Here is a 17,756-nt window from a genome sequence, read left to right as displayed (position 1 = left end):
GGGTACGCAGTACTACGGCCGGCCGATCCCCTTGTAGGAGAAGCCGAGGCCCCGCAGCTCGTCGGGCTCCCACATGTTGCGCCCGTCGAACAGCGCCGGCGCGTTCATGATCCGCAAGAGCCGCTTGAAGTCGGGCCGCCGGTACTCGTGCCATTCGGTCACCAGCACCAGCGCGTCCGCGCCTTCGGCCGCCCCGTACATGTTGTCGCTCATCATCACCCGCGACCCGTAGATCGCCCGCACCGCCGACATCGCCTGCGGATCGTGCGCCTGCACCGTCGCCCCGGCCGCGAGCAGATCCTCGATCAGCGTCAGGGCCGGCGACTCGCGGATGTCGTCCGTGCGCGGCTTGAACGACAGCCCCCAGAGCGCCACCGTCTTGCCCGCGAGCGGCCCTCGCCCCTCGTCCGCCGCGCCCTCCTCGCGCTCCCCCTCGGCGCGCTTGCTCTGGAAGTACGCGAGCACCTTCTGCCCCAGCACGTGCTTCTGGCGCGCGTTGATCTCCTGCGCCGCCTCCACGATGGCCAGCGGGTGCCCCGACACCTTCGCCGTGTACACCAGCGCCGCCAGATCCTTCGGGAAGCACGACCCGCCGAAGCCGGGCCCCGGGAAGAGGAACTTCGACCCGATGCGCACGTCCGCGCCGGTCGCCTTGCGCACCACATCGATGTCCGCGCCGAGCTTCTCGGCCAGCATTGCCAGATCGTTCATGAACGAGATCCGGGTCGCCAGCATGCAGTTCGCCGCATACTTCGACAGCTCCGCGCTCCGCGGATCCATGAGGTGGATGCGGTCACTCGCGCGCACGAACGGGTTGTAGAGGTGCCGCAGCACCTCGCGCGCCCGCGCGTCGTCCGACCCGATGATCACCCGGTCGGGCTTCATGAAGTCGTTCACCGCGTCCCCTTCCTTGAGGAACTCGGGGTTCGACGCCACGCCGAACGCCTGCGTGGTGTTCGCCCTCAAGATCGCCTGAATCTTGTCGGCCGTGCCCACCGGCACCGTGCTCTTCGTGGCCACCACCTTGTAGCTGTCCATGTTCTTCGCGATGGTCTCTGCCACCGCGAACACCGCCGACAGATCGGCCGACCCGTCATCGGCCGAAGGCGTCCCCACCGCGATGAAGACCACCTCCGCGCCGCGGATCGCGCCCGCCACGTCGGTCGAGAACTTGAGCCGGTCATCGCGCACGTTCTTGGCGATGAGCTCCTCCAGCCCAGGCTCGTAGATGGGGACCTCCCCACGCTTGAGCATCGCGATCTTCGCCTCGGAGACGTCGACGCAGGTGACATCGTTGCCGAACTCGGCAAAGCCCGCGCCGGCGACCAGGCCGACGTACCCTGTTCCAACAACCGCAAGCTGCATGGCGCGGACGCTACCACGAAGTCGAGTCCCGTCCAGACCACCTCGCGACGGGTGCGCGGCGCCCACTTGACGCGCGCCCGTCGCGCACCTCTGGATGCATGAACAGCAGCGAACGGAGACAAACCGTGGGCCTTGATCCCCAATCCATCCGGACCGCGACGCTCTCCGACGGCACCCGGGTGACCTTGCGGATGGTCCGCCCCGAGGACCAGGGGGAACTCCTCCGCCAGTTCCGCCTGCTCTCCCCGGAGACCCGCTACCGGCGCTTCCACTCCCTCGCCATCGACCTCTCCGACGCCACCCTCCGTTACCTCACCGAGGTCGACGGCGTGAACCACGTCGCCATCGTCGCCGCCACCGACTCCTTCGACCTCAAGCGCGACGAGGGCCTCGGCATCGCCCGCTTCATCCGCCTCCCCGACGAACCTGACGTCGCCGAGGCGGCGGTCACCGTCGTCGACCGGGCCCAGGGCAAGGGCCTCGGCCGCCTCCTCCTCGCGACCCTCGTCGAGGCCGCCGTGGAGCGCGGCATCCGCCGGTTCCGCACCACCGTTCTCACCGAGAACGCCCCCATGCGCGCCCTGCTCCAGGACGCCGGCGCCATCCTCCGCGAGGACGACCGCGACACCCTGGTCTTCGAGGTCCCTCTCGAACCCCCGAGCGCGCCTCCTTCGAGCGAGGCGGCTTCTTCGTGGTTCGACGACCCTGCTCACCCTCTCCGCAGCCTGCTCCGCATCGCCGCCCAGTACGTCATCTCCCTCCAGACGACCCTCATGGGTGAACGAACACCACCGTCCCGGTGAGCGACCGCGCCGCCCCGTGCCACCCCGGCGGCACCTGCGGCTCCGTCCACCAGAAGATCCGCCGCGCATCCTCCGGCGCCAGGTTGATGCACCCGTGGCTCTTCGGCCGACCGAAGCTGTCGTGCCAGTACGCCCCGTGCAGCGCGTACCCATCCTGGAAGTACTGCACGTAGGGCACGTCCCGCAGCTCGAACTCCTCCCCCACCGTGTCCGAGTCCATGGTGATCGACACGTGCTTGGTGTGGATCCGGAAGATCCCCTTCCGCGTCGCCGTCGTCCCCTCGTGATCCGCGAGCCCCGCCTCCCCCGACGAGATCAGCGTCGCGTACACCGCCTTCGTCCCCTCGTACGCCACCAGCACCTGCTTCGTCAGGTTGATGTCGAGCCACTTCTCGCCGTTCTTCCCCCACGCCGGCATCTTCTTCGCCGCATCGATCCGGCCCGCATGCCGGTCGTCGACCCACGCCCCGTCCTTCGTCTCGTAGTGCAGTTTCCCGCCGAAGAACTGCTGCTTCCCCGTGAGCGGCACCGCGCTCCGCCACGCCAGATCCCCCGCCTCCACGAGCTTCTTCCCGTCGAGCCGCCACGTCTTCCCCCCCGGCCTGCGGATCAGCGCGAACGGGAAATCGATCTCCTTGCCGATCTCCCACCCGTGAAAGTCCGACCCCCGGATCGGCCTGAACCTGTCGGCCGGCGCCACCCGCAGATCCGTGCTCACGTTGTAGCGCCGCCCCTCGTGGAGGAACGAGTCCACGAACGCCACGCCGTTCCGGCGCGACACCTCGTCGATCCTCACATCCTCCGCGCTCTTCACCAGCCCCGACAGGTTCGGCACCTGCCGCCCCCCCTGCAGGTACCAGGGCACCCCCTCCGTGAGCTTCTGCTCCAGCGCCTCCAGCGCAGGCGGGGCAGGCTTGTCGGCCCACCGCTGCCACACATCGAGCCCGTACCCCGCCCCGCTCACCTTGTCCTTCTCCCACTTCGCCAGGTGCTTCTTCAGCCCTGGCTCGAAGCGCTTCAGATCCGCCTCCCCCGGCAGCCGCGCATACGCGGGCCCTCCCCGCGTCACCACCCCGTACATGTACGGCAGCTTCTGCGTCACATCCGGCCTGCGGCTCGCCGCCCGCACGATCTCGTCGTCGAGCGACAGCGTCGCTTCCTTCCCGACGCACACGTACCCGTGCGGCTTCAGCTTCCGCCACCCCCCCGAGCACCCCTCCGTCCCCGCGCTCTCCGCGCTCTCCAGCGCCACCACCGCCCCCGCGCGCAGATACCCCACCACCTTCGAGCTCGCCGTCGGCCGCGCATACGCCCGCACGCTGAGCGCCTTGATCCCGAGCCGCGCACTCCCCTCCGGCGCAGGCGGTGGAGGCGTCGCCACCCCGCTCAGATCCACCACCGCCGGCGTCCCCGCAGCCTGCGGCGGCGGCTCATCCTCCGCCGCCCCTGAAGGCGCCGCCGAGGCCACTGCCGCCGCCACCTCCGTCGTCGCCCCGCTCGACGGAGCCGCGCTCGCCGCCTCCTCCGCCACCTGCCCGGCATCGGAGCGCCCGCACCCCCCGACCCCCGCGAGCAGCGTGCACGCCGCCGAGAACGTCGCGGTGAACGTCAACGATCGCAGGAGCGGGGCCACCCGGCCGCCGCGCCCACGCGCCTGGGTTTGCTCTGTGGCGCGCGTTCGATGCATGTCGGTCACCCTCGTTTCCACGACCCGCGCGAGCCGTCCAGTTTTTGGTGCTCCCACCGTCCAGCGCTCGGCATGCCCCCCGCCCCCCAGCGCCTACCGTGGCTCTCCGTGAAAGGGCCCCCAACACTGGACGCTCCTCCACCCAGCCCCGCCGCGCTTCTCATGTAGCGCCAGACCATCCCCCCGCTGGCCGCTGCTCACACCACCACCTCGCACTCGCATCCCACGACGCCCCCCAACCATGCCGCCCCCTTCTACAACGCCCCCCTCCCACTCCCGTCCCCACCCCCCCGCCTCTTCTCCTCCTCCGCCACCAGCGCCACAAACCCGCGCACTGCCTCGTCGTACCGCCTCTCATCCACGAACATCACATCGTTGTGCCCCGCCTCGTCCACCCACAGCGCCCGCTTCGGCTCCGGCGCCGACGCGAACAGCGCCTCCCCGTGCTTGAACGGCACCACCCTGTCGCGCCGCCCGTGGATCACCAGCACCGGACACCCCACCTGCCCGATCTTGTCGATGCTCACCATCCGGTCCCGCGGGAACAGCGGCACCCCCGTCGCCACCCGGTACACCGACGTGAACGTACTCTCCAGCACCAGCCCCCCGAGCCGCTTCCTGCGCGCCAGCTCCACCGACGGCCCCCCGCCGAGCGACCTCCCGTACGCGATCACCCGCTCCGGCGGCACCCCCAGCGCTCCCGTCAGGTGCGCGTACGCCGCCTCGATGTCCGCATACGCCTGCGCCTCCGACGGCGACCCCTCACTCAGCCCGTACCCTGCGTAATCGTACGCCAGCACCGACACCCCGAGCCCCTGCAGGTACTCCACGAGCGGCCCCACATCGCCCAGATCCTCCGCGTTCCCGTGGCTGTACAGCACCGCGTACCGCGCCCCTGGCGCCACCGCGTACCGCGACGCGATCTTCACCCCGCCCCCCGCGTCGAGCATCACCACCTCGGGCCCTGCCGCGTACCCCGCCTCATGCGGCAAGAACAGCATCCGCTCCGCGCCGAACACCGCGAACAACAGCAGCGTCCCGTAGATGAACGCCACCGACTGCGCGAGCCGCCGCCACGACAGCTCCCCGAACAGCACCCGCTTCAGCAGCTTCTTCGTCTTGTCGTCCATCGCCCCTCCTGCTCCAGCGCATGTCCGGACAGGAGGGGGAGCGACCACCGGGAGCCAGGATCAAGGCCCCCCGGACCCTGGCTCCACCCCTGCCGTGCTCACTGCGGCGCGGGGCCGCCCTCCTTGTCGTGGTCCCACGGGAATGCCAGCGTCCCGCACTCCCCTCCGAAGCGCTGGAACTCCCCGTCCATTCCCTTCTCCTCGGCGGTGGTCACCGTCGACTCGAAGGCTGCCCCCATGTCGGCGAACCCCAGGATCTCGCACATCTCCTGATCGCCCAGCCCCCAGCCCACGCGCTCGGCCCGCGTGTTGTCGAACTCGCACCCGAACCGGAACCCCTCGGCTCCCTCCACGTGCTGCGGCGGATCGTAGGACCGACCCTTCGCCTCGCCCTCTTGCCCGGCCGCGTCGAACAGCACCTTCCCGTCCTCGGCGCCTCCGAGCTCCTCCAGGAAGAACCGCCTCCCCATGATGTGGTAGTGCGGCAGCAGGTAGTAGATATCCATCTCGAACGGCTTCCCCGTGATCCCTGCGAGCTGCTCCGCCACCTTGCACTCGCCCGTGAACCGCGACCGCGACCGCGCCGGAATGTCGAGCCCGTGGTAGTCCAGGTGGAAGGGCACCAGCTTCACCGCCACCTCCTCGGCGGCGAGCGCGTGCAGCGTCAGCTTCACGTGCCCCGTCACCGGCTCTGGCCGCGCGTTGAGCAGGTGCACGTCGCCGATGATCCGCGCGTAGGGCGGGATCCTCACCGCGGCGTTGTTCGGGAAGCGCTGCACCTCCTTCGTCGCCTGCGTCGACTGCGCGTAGAGCACGCCTCCCACCACCGCTGCCGAGAGCTGGTCGTAGTTCCGCTCTGCGCAGGGCCACACCCCGTCGGGCCCCTCGAAGCTGTCGGAGGGCACGTACGTCCAGTTCGAGTGGTGCGACGCCACGTCCTGCGCAAGCACCACCGCGTTCACCCAGATCGCCTCCGGGTTGTCGAGCGTCCAGCTCTGGCACAGCCCGGTGATCTCCTCCCCGGGCTGCACGGTGAACTCCTCGAAGTCGTGCACCATCGCCGACCCCCCGATCGGCTCGCACTGCCCTGACAGCGCCGCGTACTGCCCTTCTGCGCACGCCTCGCAGCGCGCCTCCCCGCCCGTGTCCACGCACGCCTGCTGCTTCGCCAGACAGCTCTCCACCATCTCCGCGCACGGCCCAGGCTCCGTGGCGCCGGGCGCCTCCGTGCTCTCGGACCCGCAGCCCGCCATCGCGACGAGCCCCATCGCCATCCCCACCGCGCGCGCGGTCCGCATCAGCACCGTTCTGGAGGTCATGCCCATCACTCTACCTCCAGCCCTGGTGGCCCGACCAGCGCACCGCGCGTCGCGAACGCACCCAGCGTCCCCCGCACGCCCCTTCGCGTGCTCCCCGCGCGTCCTCCCGCCCGAGGCCTCACCCCTCCGGCCGCGCGCGCGAAAACCTCCCGAAGCGCACCACGAGCCCCAGCCAGCCGCGACCCAGGTAGAGCAGGTTCAGCGCCACGTACATCCAGAGCAGCGCGTCGAGCCGCCCTGCGAGCGCGAAGATCCAGATGTGGCTCGGGTAGTGGTTGAGGAAGCGCAGGAACGTCATCACCAGCGTCCCCACCTGCGCCACGGCCGAGCGCTTCGCCGGCGGCGGCGCGGCCTCGTAGTAGGCCTCCACCGTCACGGCCCGGCCGCTCAGCTCTGGCCGGCGCACGAAGTTCGTCAGCGAGATGGCGGATGCCACCACCGTCACCCCCACGATGCCGGCCATCAGGAAGCGCGCGTCACCTGCCGGCCACATCTCTCCGGTCAGACCCAGGCCCCCCGTGCGGTGCATCCGCCAGGCGAGCGCTCCGGCGAGCAGCGTCGCCTTCAGCTCGTCGGTGAAGAAATCGAAGAGGTGGCCCTCCTTGGAAGCCAGCCCCTTGTGCCTGGCCAGCATTCCATCGGCGCAGTCGAGGCAGTAGCTCAGCTCCAGCACCCCCACGGCGATCAGCGCGCCGGTCGCGTCGCCGAGCACCACGAGCAGCACCACCGCCACCAGGAACGTGAGCAAGTTCAGGAGCGTGAGCTGGTTCGGCGTCACCGGCGTGCGCGCCGCGATCGCCACCACCACGCTGGCGAGGGGCCGCATCACGTAGGTGTTGAAGAGCTGATCGTGTCGCTTCCTGGTCCCCGTGTAGATTCGCCGCGCCTCGCCGAGCATGCGCGCATCCTAGTACCGCGCTCCCTGGAATCAGGGGGCTTTCGGACCTCACGCGCCCACCGGTTGCGGCCCTACCGAGGGCGGCGGTCTCTGGCGGTGCGCGGTGTGCGGTGCGCGGTGCGCGGCGCGCGGCGCGGTGGGCGCTGTGACGCTCGGCTCCTCTGGGGCTGTGAACGAGCGGCTCCTCGGGGGGGTGAACCTGAGGGTCCTTGGCACTCCAAGAGGAAGACGCCTGACACACCTGTGACGGGTGGCACGGGTCGAGCGGCTTCCAAGCGGCGCGAGGACAGGTTATCTGGGGTGGGCGCGGCGCTTCCCTGTGCCCGCGGGTTCTTTGGAGGGAGTAGATGAAGCGTTCAATCCAGTTCCTGGCGATCTGCGCGGGCCTTGTCGCCAGCTCAGCCGCCGCGCACGAGAGGGAGATCCCGGGGTACGACGTCAACGCCGTCGTCCCGTCCCAGGTCGTTCAGGCTTCGCTCAAGGACGCGGCGGCGAAGGCTGGAGGCTCGATCTCCTCCATCGACACGCGCCTCGGTGTGCCCACCTTCATGTGGGCCACGGGCTCGCACCCGGCGCCTGCCCAGGTCCGCAAGCCCGAGGACGCGGCGCGCCACCACCTCACCCGGTTCATTCGCGCTTACGGGCTCGCCCCCGCCGCGCTCGCCAACGTCGAGGTCAGCCATGTCCACGACCTCGGCCGCGGCGCCGTGGTCGTCACCATGCGCCAGAACATCGATGGCGTGGAGGTCTACCGCAACGACCTCAAGATGGTGCTCCGCCAGAACCTCGAGCTCGTCGCCATCACCGGCAACCTCCACCCGGCGGCCGTGGGCAGGGGCAAGCCCCACGCGCGCGACTTCCGCGTCCTGCCGGAGGCGGCGCTCGCCACGGCGTTCTCGGACGTCTACGGCGTCGAGACGCCCCTCAAGTCCCTCGTCGATCCCTCGCAGGCTCCCGGCGGCTACACCCGCTACAGCCTCCTCCAGACGCCTGCCATGAAGGCTGCGGGCGTCGGGTTCGTCGAGCCCGCGCGCGTGAAGAAGGTCTTCTACCCGGTCGGCAAGCAGATCGTCCCCGCGTACTTCGTCGAGGTCTACGGCCGCAAGGCCGGCTCGCGCGGCACCGACTACGTGCGCTACGTCGTCGCCGCCGACGATGGCCGCATCCTTCACCGCAAGGATCTCGGCGAGAGCGACAGCTACAGCTACCGCGTCTGGGCCGACCCCACCGGCGACCTCCGCCCCCTCGACGGCCCCATCGAGGACTTCACCCCGCACCCCACCGGCGTGCCCGACGGCTCGGCGCCCGACTTCATCGCGCCGAACCTCGTCACCATCGACAGCTTCAACAACCCGAGCGGCACCTCCGACTCCTGGCTCCCCCCGAACGCCACGGAGAGCCTGGGCAACAACGTCAACGCCTACGTCGACCACTACGGGTACGTCGACAACAACGTCTCCTACGACGGCCTCACGGCGGGCGACTTCCGCGCCACGCCCAGCGCGCCGGCGACCTTCGACTACACCTTCGACCCCACCCAGTCGCCCACGTCGAGCCAGGCCCAGTCGATGGCGGCCATCACGCAGCTCTTCTACAACAACAACTGGCTGCACGATTACTTCTACGCCTCGGGCTTCGACGAGGGGGCGGGCAACGCCCAGGCCCAGAACTTCGGCCGCGGCGGCGTCGAGGGCGACGCGCTCCGGGCCGAGGCGCAGGACGGCGCGCTCGACACCGACAACAGCGACAACGCCAACATGAACACCCCCGCGGACGGCGTCGCCCCGCGGATGCAGATGTACATCTGGATGGGGCCGGACATCTCCCGCTCCCTCACCCTCCACCCCAGCGGCCAGGTGCTCGACAGCGCCGCAGCTTCGTTCGGCCAGCGCGACTTCAACGTCACGGGCAACGTCGTGCTCGCGAACGACGGCTCCCTCGGCACTCCGCCCACGGGTACCTTCAGCGACGCTTGCCAGGCCCTGCCGGCTTCTGTCGCCGGCAACATCGTCCTCGCCGACCGCGGCGTCTGCACCTTCAAGGTGAAGGCCGTCAACATCCTCAACGCGGGCGGCATCGGGATGATCCTCGCCAACAACGCGCCCGGTGCGGGGCCGAACACGCTCGGCAACGACACCACCATCCCGCAGAAGCTCGCCTTCCCCTCGCTCTCCATCTCGTACGAGGACGGCGTGGCCCTCAAGGCCGAGCTCCAGGCGGGGCCCGTGTCGGCCACGATGCAGCGGTCGCACTTCGCGTACGACGGCACCATCGACAACCAGATCGTGGCGCACGAGTGGGGCCACTACTTCCACCACCGCCTCTCCGACTGCGCCGTCCCCGCCTGCCGCGGCATGAGCGAGGGCTGGGGCGACTTCATCGGCCTGCACCAGACGGTCCGCGAGGGCGACGATCTCGACGGCGTCTTCGCGCTCGCCATCTACGCCACGAGCGCCGCGGCGAACCACGCCTACTTCGGCATCCGCCGCCAGCCTTACACCACCGACCCGGCCCGGAACGGCCTGAGCTTCCGGCACATCCAGGACGGCGTGCCGCTCCCCACGCACCCGATGAGGCCGAACACCCTGGTGAACTCGCAGGTGCACAACGCCGGCGAGGTCTGGGCGACGATGCTCTTCGACGCCTACCGGAACCTCCTCATCGAGACCGAGGAGCCCGGCGCGCCCTATACCTTCGAGGACGCGCGGCGCCGCATGGCCGACTACATCGTGGGTGGCCTCCTCGCCACGCCGGTCGACACCACCCACACCGAGATGCGCGACAGCATCCTCGCCGCGGCCCTCGCCCAGGACCCGGCCGACGCGCTCCTGGTCGCCCAGGGCTTCGCCAAGCGCGGCGCCGGCTCCTGCGCCATCTCCCCGCCCCGTTACTCCACGAACCTCATCGGCGTCACGGAGAGCTTCGAGATCCGCGAGAACCTCCAGATCGTCTCGGCGGTCGTCGAAGAGGGGACCCCCACGTGCGACAACGACGGCGTGCTCGACGGGCTGGAGAGCGGCACGCTGCGGGTCCAGCTCTCGAACCCCTCGCTCGTCCCCGTGACCGGCGCGACGATGACCATCACCACCTCCACTGCCGGGGTGACCTTCGGCTCTGGCGGCGTCGTCGCCCTGCCGACCATCGCGCCCTTCACCTCCCCCACCATCGAGGTGGAGGTCCACCTCGACGACTCGTTCACCCAGCCCGAGTGGCTCAACTACGAGGTGACCGTCGACGCCGCCTCGAACTGCGCCCCCCAGCTCACCTTCGAAGACGCCGTCCGCATCAACGTCGACGAGGGCCTCGCCGTGAGCGCCGGTGACACCATGGAGAGCCCGACCACCGCGTGGGACCTCGGCAGCGCCGACGTCGACATCGACCCCGCGGAGATCTGGGGCCGCGAGCAGGTGGGCCCTGGCGACATGGCCTGGCACGGCTTCGACAGCGCCGAGATCACGGACACCTGGCTCGAAACGCCGGACCTCGCGGTCAGCGCGACCGACCCCCTCGTGTTCTCCTTCGAGCACCTCTACGAGTTCGAGTACTCGCAGGAGTCCAACGGCTCCTACACCTTCTGGGACGGCGCGGTCATCGAGATCAGCTCTGACGGCGGCATCACCTGGGACGACGTCAGCACCTACGCCGATCCCGGCTACGAGGGCACCATCGTCGAGGGCGACAACCCCCTCTCGCTCCGCGAGGCGCTCGTCGCGACGAATCCCTCGTACCCCAACTCCGACGCCGTGAGCCTCGACTTCGGCACCGCGTTCGCTGGCGGGACCGTGCGGATCCGCTTCCGCATCGGCACCGACCCCTACGTGGGCGCGGAGGGCTGGTACATCGACAACGTGAACGTCGCAGGGATCACCAACACGCCCTTCAACGCCTTCATCGCTGACGCCGCCACGTGCCAGGGCGGCACGGGCGGTGGCGGTGGCGCAGGTGGTGCTGGCGGCGGCATGGGCGTCGGCGGTGGCATGGGCGTCGGCGGTGCTGGCGGTGCTGGCGTCGGCGGCGCGGGCGTCGGTGGTGCTGGCGGCGCGGGCGTCGGCGGTGCCGGTGGTGCCGGTGGCGAGCCGGGCGTCGGTGGTGGCGGCATCGGTGGTGCTGGCGGTGAGCCTGGCACCGGCGGCAACGAGCCCGGCGTCGGCGGCAACGAGCCCGGCGTCGGCGGCGGGACGAACCCCCCCGACGGGCCCGTCCCCGAGGGCGGCTGCAGCTGCACCGTGGCGGGCAGCGAGTCCTCGTCGTCCTCCGAGGGCATGGCCTCCCTGGGCGCCCTGGCCGCGCTCGGCCTGTTCGTGTCCCGGCGCCGTCGCCGCGTGGCCTCCTGATCCAGCCCTGAACCACCCCTCCGCACCCGCGGAGGGGTCCCTCCCTCTTCAGTAAGCAGTTACCGGTGACCCTGGGCGTCTCCCTCGGAGATGCCTGGTCGCGCCTGCGCGCAGCCACAGGAACTCGCCGGGGTCACCTCACTGACCCCTGCAAGCTCGCAGGTATCTCGCCGGGGTCACCTCACTGACCCCTGCAGTATTGCACTTCACAAATTCTAAGACGGCTGCCTCCCGCCGCTCACCACGAGCGTGGGAAGTCTACCCGGCGCCCCTTCACGTCTGGCGTTGTGCGCCGTGTGCGTCGACGGCGATCAGTGAGCGACGTCGCCGGGGATGGGCAGGCCGAGCAGGCTGGCGATGACCAGCACCAGCTCCTCGGCCTCGACGGGCTTCGCGACGTGGCTGCTGAAGCCTGCCGAGAGCACGTCGACGCGATCCTTCGCGTGCGCCAGCGCGGTGAGCGCGACGGCTGGCACGCGGCCTCCCTGCGGCTCGGGGAGGGCGCGCACCTGGCGGAGGAGGGAGCTGCCGTCCTCGTGGGGCATCCCGATGTCGCTCACGATGACGGCGGGCCGCTCTCGCCTGAACGAGGTGAACGCCTCGGCGACCGAGCCCGCGGCGATCACGGTCGCTCCCGCGCGCTGGAGGATGGCGGTGACCACCTCGCGCGCGTCGGGGTCGTCGTCGACGGCGAGCACCCTCACCCCGCCGAGGAGGCACGGCACCTGCCCGGGGCCCTCGTCCGGGGCAAGGTCGGACGGCCGGATGGCGGCGCGGATCGGCAGACGCACGGTGAATCGGGTGCCCTTCCCCTCGCCCTCGCTCTCGACCTGCACGGTGCCCCCGTGGAGCTCCACGATGTGGCGGACGATGGCGAGGCCGAGACCGAGGCCGCTGGCGCGCTGGGTCCCGGGCTCCGCCTGCTCGAACCTCCCGAAGACGTGGGGCAGGAACTCGGCAGCGATGCCGCGCCCGGTGTCCGCCACCACGAGGACGAGGTGGGAGGTCTCCCGTCGCGCGCTGACGCGCACCGTCCCCCCGGCGGGCGTGAACTTCACGGCGTTGGAGACCAGGTTCCACACCACCTGGCGGAACCGGTCCGGATCGACCGCGATGGCGCCGACGTCGGGCTCGACGCTCACCGCGAGGTTCACCCGCCTCGCCCCGGCGGCGAGCCGCGCCGCGTCGAGGGCCGTGTCGAGCGCCTCGTGCACGTCCTGCGTGGAGAGCTCGAGCTTCATCTTGCCCGAGGTGATCCGCGAGACGTCGAGGAGATCCTCGATGAGCTGCACCTGCGCCTTGGCGTTCCTCTCGATGACGTCGAGGCCCTTCGCCACCTGCGCCGCGTCGTAAGCCTTGCGTCGCAGCAGGTCGGTCCAGCCGAGGATGGTCCCGAGCGGGTTGCGGAGGTCGTGCGACACCCCCGCGAGGAACTGATCCTTCGCGAGCGTGGCGTGCTCGGCTGCCTTGCGCAGGCGGAGGGTCTCGCCGTAGAGGCGGGCATTGTCGAGCGCGAGGGCGGTGTGGCGGGCGACGGCCTTGAAGATGGTCAGGTCGGCCTCCGCGAACGGCCGCCCGCTCCGGTTCGTCACCGCCAGCACCGCGAAGACCTCCTTGCGGCGCTGGATGGGGAGGTAGATCCCGTGCTGGAAATCCAGGGGAGGCGTCGCGTCGGGGAGGTCGGGGGAGCCCTCTGCGGCCCTGCTCCACGCCCACTCCGGGATGTCGTCGAGCACCAGGGCCCGACCCGTGTCGGCCACGTGCTGGACCGGCAAGGACGTGGCGCGGCGGCCCGGTGAAGCCGGCGCCTCCTCCGGAGCGAAGAGGTGGGCGCCGGGGGGCGCGCACGCGGCGCACGACAGCGCCCGCTGCGGGCCGAGGATCCAGACGCTCGCGGCGTCCGCGCGCCGGGGGGCGATGGTGTCGACGAGGCGCTGCAAGATGGTGTCGCGCTCCAGGCCCTCACCGAGCGCCCGGGCGACACCCAGCAAGAACTCGTTGCGATCGCGCGCTTCCTCGGCGAAGGCGCGGATGCGCATCTCCTGCGCCGCCAGCGCGCTGGCGCGGTCCCGCTCCCTCGAGATCTCCTCGCGGGCGCGCACGACGGCGGTGGTGTCGACGATGCACGCCATCAGCCCGTCCACGTGCCCTCCCATGCCCCGGGTGGCGATGAGGTGAAAGGCGTAGACGCGCTCCTGCAAGCCATCCTCGCCCGACAGGGTGAGGTGAAGCTCCGGGTCGAGGTAAGGCTTGCCGGTCCGGTACACCTCGTCGAAGCGGCCGAAGATGGGGTGATCGGGCGGCAGCTCCGGGACGACCTCCGCGAAGGGCTTGCCGATGATCTCGCGCCCTCGCCGCAGGTACTGGAGGGAGAGATCGTTGGCGGTCTCGTAGACGTGCTGCGGTCCCTTCCAGGTGGTGAACGCGATCGGCGCGGCCTCGATGAGCGCGGCCACGGTGTCGCGGTGGTAGTCCGCCTCGCGCCGCGCCTTCTGCTCCCGGGCGAGGAGGCGATCCCGCTCGGCGCTGGCTTCTCGCGCCGCCGTGGCGTCGCGGAAGACGAGGACGACGCCGGTCAGCGGACCGTCGGGCATGTGGATGGCGGCGGCGCTGTCCTCGATGGCAGTGAGGCGCCCGTCGCGGTGCCGGAGCACCGTATGGCTGGCGAGGCCCACGATCCTGCCCTCGCGCAGCGCCTTGTTCACCGGACTCTCCGCCGGGACGCCCGAGTGCTCGTTGAAGATGGCGAAGATCTCGTCCAGCAGGTGGCCCTTCGCCTCCTCGGTGGACCACCCGGTGAGCGCGCTGGCGACGGGGTTGAGGTAGGTCACGAGGCCGTACTCGTCGGTGGTGATCACCGCGTCGCCGATGCTGGTGAGGGTGGTCGAGAGCCACCGCTCCCGGAGGCGCAGCCGTTCGTAGATCTGGCGTCGCTCGATGGCCTGCGCGAAGCTCGCCGAGAGGGTGTCGAGCGCCAGCAGGGTCGCGCTGGAGAACGGCGCGCGGGCGACGACGGTGAAGACCCCGACGAGCCCCTCGTCGACGATCAGCGGGTATCCCGCGAACGCGCCCGCGCCCTCGTCAAGCGCCCAGTCCGGGCCTGACGTGGCGGGATCCCCCGTGACCTGGTTGCGCAGGCGAGGCGTCCGTGAGGCCGCGATCTCCCCGATCTCGGACATGCCCACCAGCACCTGGGCGTGCGCCCCGTCGGTGCGGGTGGACTGCCCGGCGCTCGCCTGGAGCACGAGGACGTCCCCGGCGTCGTTCAAGGTCCAGATGCGCGCGAGCGCCACGTCGAGCTTCTGGACCAGCACGTCGAGGGCGCGCTGGAGGCTCTCCCGCAGCGGGACCCGCGCGACCAGAGCCCGGCTCACCGCGGCGTCGAGCGAGAGGAGCAAGCTGTGCTCGCGCTCCAGCCTGTCGCTGCGCGCCCGTTCGTCTTCAGGCTGCGCGCGGGGGCCGACGTCGGTCTGCGGTGACCCGAGGGCCCGCTCGCTGATCGACAGCGTCGACAACCACGCGGCGAGCTCCCGCGCCGCGTCCGTGAGGACCTCGTGCTCGCCCTCGTCGAGCCGCGCGGGGCCCTCGTCGAAGTGGCAGAGGACCCCGAGGGTGGTGCCGGCGTCGTCACGCAGGGGCACGCCTGCATACGCGCGGTGGGTCAGGGCAGGGAGGGTCTGCCGGGCGAGGCGGGGATCGACGGACGCATCCTCCGTGCTCCACGCTTTTCCAGCCCGCCGGACCAGGGCGTCGAGCGCGGCGGTCGGAGAGGCCTCCGTGGAGAGGGGAGCGCCGACGTGCGCGCGATCGAAGACCGTCGAGCCACGGGCGCGACCGAACAGATGGAGTGCGGTGAAACGGAAGCAACGAGCTCGGCCATTGAGGAGCGCTAGCGCACGGAGGAGCGTCTCCTGCACCGGGGACAGAGGCTGAGGCGGGTGAACGAGTCCGAGCATCTGGAGGTGCGCTGGCTCCGGCCAGGATGTTTCTAGTTCATCTCGGGTTCCTTGCTCTGCGAACGGGGAGCAGAGAGCGAGGAGCAGCGGTCGGCGGGAATCTAGTGTGCCCGGATCCGTCGCTGCAAGCCAGGGCAGCGATGATTCCTCGGAGGATGCAGGCCGGGCTGAGCCAGACCTCCGACATCTTCTGGTCAGAATCTCTCGCTACCAGTCGCCCAGCTTTTCGAGGACGCCACGCCTCTTCACGATGTTCTTGTAATCCCACTGAATCGTCTCGGCCTTGCGCAGCCAGCGCTCGAGCGCTTTGGGGTCGACCTCGGACACATCGTCATAATGCACGTGCGCTGCCTTGAACTTTCCTTCCGGCTCGAGCCCGGGCTCGTCGAACGACTGCCCGCTCCAGAAGAGAAGCTGCACGGCGCTCTTGCGCACCCAGTAGCCGACCACGGGATTGCCCGCGAGAAACCAGACGGGCCCGCCGTGCCAGACTTTGCTCTCGGCCTTGGGGAGGGCCTCGTTGATCCGCGCTGCGAGCGCGGCGCAGATCGCGCGGCGGCTCGGCTCCTGCGCGTCGTTGTAGTCGTCGATGGGATGTTTCATCGCAGGGATCTCTCCTCAACCGTTCGCGCTGCCCGCACCGTCCGCGCTGCCCGCGCTGCCCGCGCTGCCTGCGCTGCCCGCATCTTCCGCGCTGCCCGCGCTGCCCGCGCTGCCCGCACCGCGCGCGTCGACGCTCCTCGCGTGGTGGGCGAGCAAAGCACGAGCCCCACGCTCGTTCAACCGCTCACCCCTCGTCCGCCGCGCGCGGCGTGGCCTTCCAGAGCGTCGCGGCGAGGAGGCCGGCGGCAATGGCGGCGGCTGCCCAGAAGTGGATTGCGGCGTGGAAATCGTGGTGCTTGAGGAGCCATCCCGTCACCACGTCGCCACCGAACGCGCCCATGTAGCCCATGAAGTCGACGAAGCCGGCGGCGGCGGCGGTGGCGCGCTTCTTCGCGAAGTCCTGGGCGGCGGTGCCGACGAGGAGGATCTGGGCGGCGTAGAGGAAGAAGCCGATGGCGCCGAGGCAGGCCATGGTGGGCGCGGCGCCGAGGGGCGCGATGCGGTCGTAAGCGAGGGTGAGCAGACCGACCATGAGGAGCGCGAAGGCAATGGCGGGCGCGCGCCGGGCCTGGAAGTAGCGGTCGGTGATCCAGCCCGAGGCGAGCGCCCCGGCCGCGCCCGCGAGGGGGAAGACGGCGACCTTGAGGGCGGCGAGGAAGACGCCGGAGCCGTGCAGCGTCTTGAGGTGGCCGGGCGCCCAGTCGAGGAAGCCGTAGCGCACGATGTCGAGGCCGAAGAGGGCGAGGGCGAGGATCCAGATGCGGCCGTTGGTGAAGGTGATCCAGAGGGTCTCGCCGAGCGGCGGGCGAGAGGGGGAGGGGGACGGCGCAGCAGCGGGGGGCGGCGCGGAACTGCCCTCGTCGGACAGGGACGCGCGCGCGTCGGTGCGCGTGGGCGCGTGCGCGTCGGCGGGCAGGTCCGCGTGCAGGTCGGCGGCGGTGGGGGCCTCGCGGAGACGTACGGCGGCGTGGATTGCGGCGAAGGTGAGCAAGAGGGCGGGGATCACGAAGGCTGCGCGGAAGTCCCTGCCGAACGCGGTGACCAGGGCACCGGAGGCGACGATGGTGAGGGCCGATCCGAGCTGGTAGCTGGTGCCGACGATGCCCATCATCCGGCCGCGCTGGGCGGGGGTGAACCAGCTCGCCATGATCTTCACGGTCGGAGGCCAGCCGCCGGCCTGGAAGCAGCCGTTCAGGAACCAGAGGACGAGCAGCAGGGCGGCGATGGGGCTCAGGGTCGTGGCCGGGGAGACGAGGTGCACGAGGGCGGAGACGCCGCGGGCGAGGACGGGGAGCGCGGGGCCGAGGGAGGCCGCGAGCGGGCCTGCGCCGGCGACGAGGAGGCAGGCGACGACGGAGCCGAGCATGCCGGTGAGGAGGATGCGCTTCGGGCCGAAGCGCTCGGCGAGCTGGCCGTTCACGAGCTGGCCGAGGGCGTAGCCGACCTTGAGGGCGCCGAGGACGAAGCCCATCTCCAGGGGGTCGAGGGCGAAGGTGGCCTCGATCTCGGTGCGGGCGGGGCCGATGTTGACGCGGCACAGGTAGAAGGCGCCGTACGTCACCCAGACGACGAAGAGCATGCGCCACTGCGCGGGCGAGAGGCGGAGCGCGGGCGAGAGGCGAAGCGCGCGCTCGGCGGGGATCAGGCGCGCGGGGAGCACC

At 70.7% G+C, this 17,756-nt stretch carries 10 protein-coding genes; 2 read left to right on the top strand and 8 right to left on the bottom strand.

Features of this window, described 5'->3' with window-relative positions; translation table 11 throughout:
- Window positions 1–12: 12 nt before the first annotated feature.
- Entirely contained in the window at window positions 13–1,365 is a 1,353-nt protein-coding gene (locus CAP_RS19725; RefSeq protein WP_044243357.1) for a UDP-glucose dehydrogenase family protein, read from the bottom strand.
- Window positions 1,366–1,490: 125 nt separating this feature from the next.
- On the opposite strand from CAP_RS19725, the gene CAP_RS19720 reads away from it, so the two are divergent.
- Window positions 1,491–2,168, top strand: coding sequence for a GNAT family N-acetyltransferase (locus CAP_RS19720; protein ID WP_052375527.1), 678 nt, complete (start codon window positions 1,491–1,493; stop codon window positions 2,166–2,168).
- Here the strand turns inward: CAP_RS19720 and CAP_RS19715 are convergent.
- From CAP_RS19715 to CAP_RS19700, 4 genes are all read right to left on the bottom strand, one after another.
- Window positions 2,137–3,855: a L,D-transpeptidase gene (locus CAP_RS19715; RefSeq protein WP_081865072.1), complete on the bottom strand. Its 1,719-nt coding sequence runs from the start codon at window positions 3,853–3,855 to the stop codon at window positions 2,137–2,139. The genes CAP_RS19720 and CAP_RS19715 overlap by 32 nt on opposite strands.
- A gap of 254 nt (window positions 3,856–4,109) precedes the next feature.
- Window positions 4,110–4,985, bottom strand: a complete 876-nt coding sequence (locus CAP_RS19710) for an alpha/beta hydrolase (RefSeq protein ID WP_044243355.1) — start codon at window positions 4,983–4,985, stop codon at window positions 4,110–4,112.
- A 98-nt stretch (window positions 4,986–5,083) separates the two neighbouring features.
- Window positions 5,084–6,304 (bottom strand): hypothetical protein, encoded by a 1,221-nt coding sequence (locus tag CAP_RS19705; RefSeq protein ID WP_156040953.1) that lies wholly within the window; start codon window positions 6,302–6,304, stop codon window positions 5,084–5,086.
- Window positions 6,305–6,422: 118 nt separating this feature from the next.
- Window positions 6,423–7,202, bottom strand: coding sequence for a CDP-alcohol phosphatidyltransferase family protein (locus CAP_RS19700; protein WP_044243351.1), 780 nt, complete (start codon window positions 7,200–7,202; stop codon window positions 6,423–6,425).
- A 347-nt stretch (window positions 7,203–7,549) separates the two neighbouring features.
- Between CAP_RS19700 and CAP_RS55020 the strand changes: the two genes are divergently transcribed.
- On the top strand, window positions 7,550–11,536 hold the full coding sequence (locus CAP_RS55020; protein WP_052375526.1) for a M36 family metallopeptidase: 3,987 nt from the start codon (window positions 7,550–7,552) through the stop codon (window positions 11,534–11,536).
- 311 nt (window positions 11,537–11,847) lie between these two features.
- Here CAP_RS55020 and CAP_RS45010 read toward each other — a convergent pair whose 3' ends face one another.
- From CAP_RS45010 to CAP_RS19680, 3 genes are all read right to left on the bottom strand, one after another.
- Window positions 11,848–15,492 (bottom strand): ATP-binding protein, encoded by a 3,645-nt coding sequence (locus CAP_RS45010; protein ID WP_052375525.1) that lies wholly within the window; start codon window positions 15,490–15,492, stop codon window positions 11,848–11,850.
- Between the two features lie 207 nt (window positions 15,493–15,699).
- Window positions 15,700–16,095, bottom strand: coding sequence for a DUF1801 domain-containing protein (locus tag CAP_RS19685; RefSeq protein WP_044243349.1), 396 nt, complete (start codon window positions 16,093–16,095; stop codon window positions 15,700–15,702).
- A gap of 184 nt (window positions 16,096–16,279) precedes the next feature.
- A complete protein-coding gene (locus CAP_RS19680; RefSeq protein ID WP_044243347.1) occupies window positions 16,280–17,755 on the bottom strand; it encodes an MFS transporter in 1,476 nt (491 codons plus the stop codon).
- Window position 17,756: the final 1 nt, after the last annotated feature.

The organism is Chondromyces apiculatus DSM 436 (assembly GCF_000601485.1).
GTDB lineage: Bacteria > Myxococcota_A > Polyangia > Polyangiales > Polyangiaceae > Chondromyces > Chondromyces apiculatus.
Note: the sequence above shows the minus strand (reverse complement) of the source record. Positions and strands in the feature narration are given on the sequence as shown.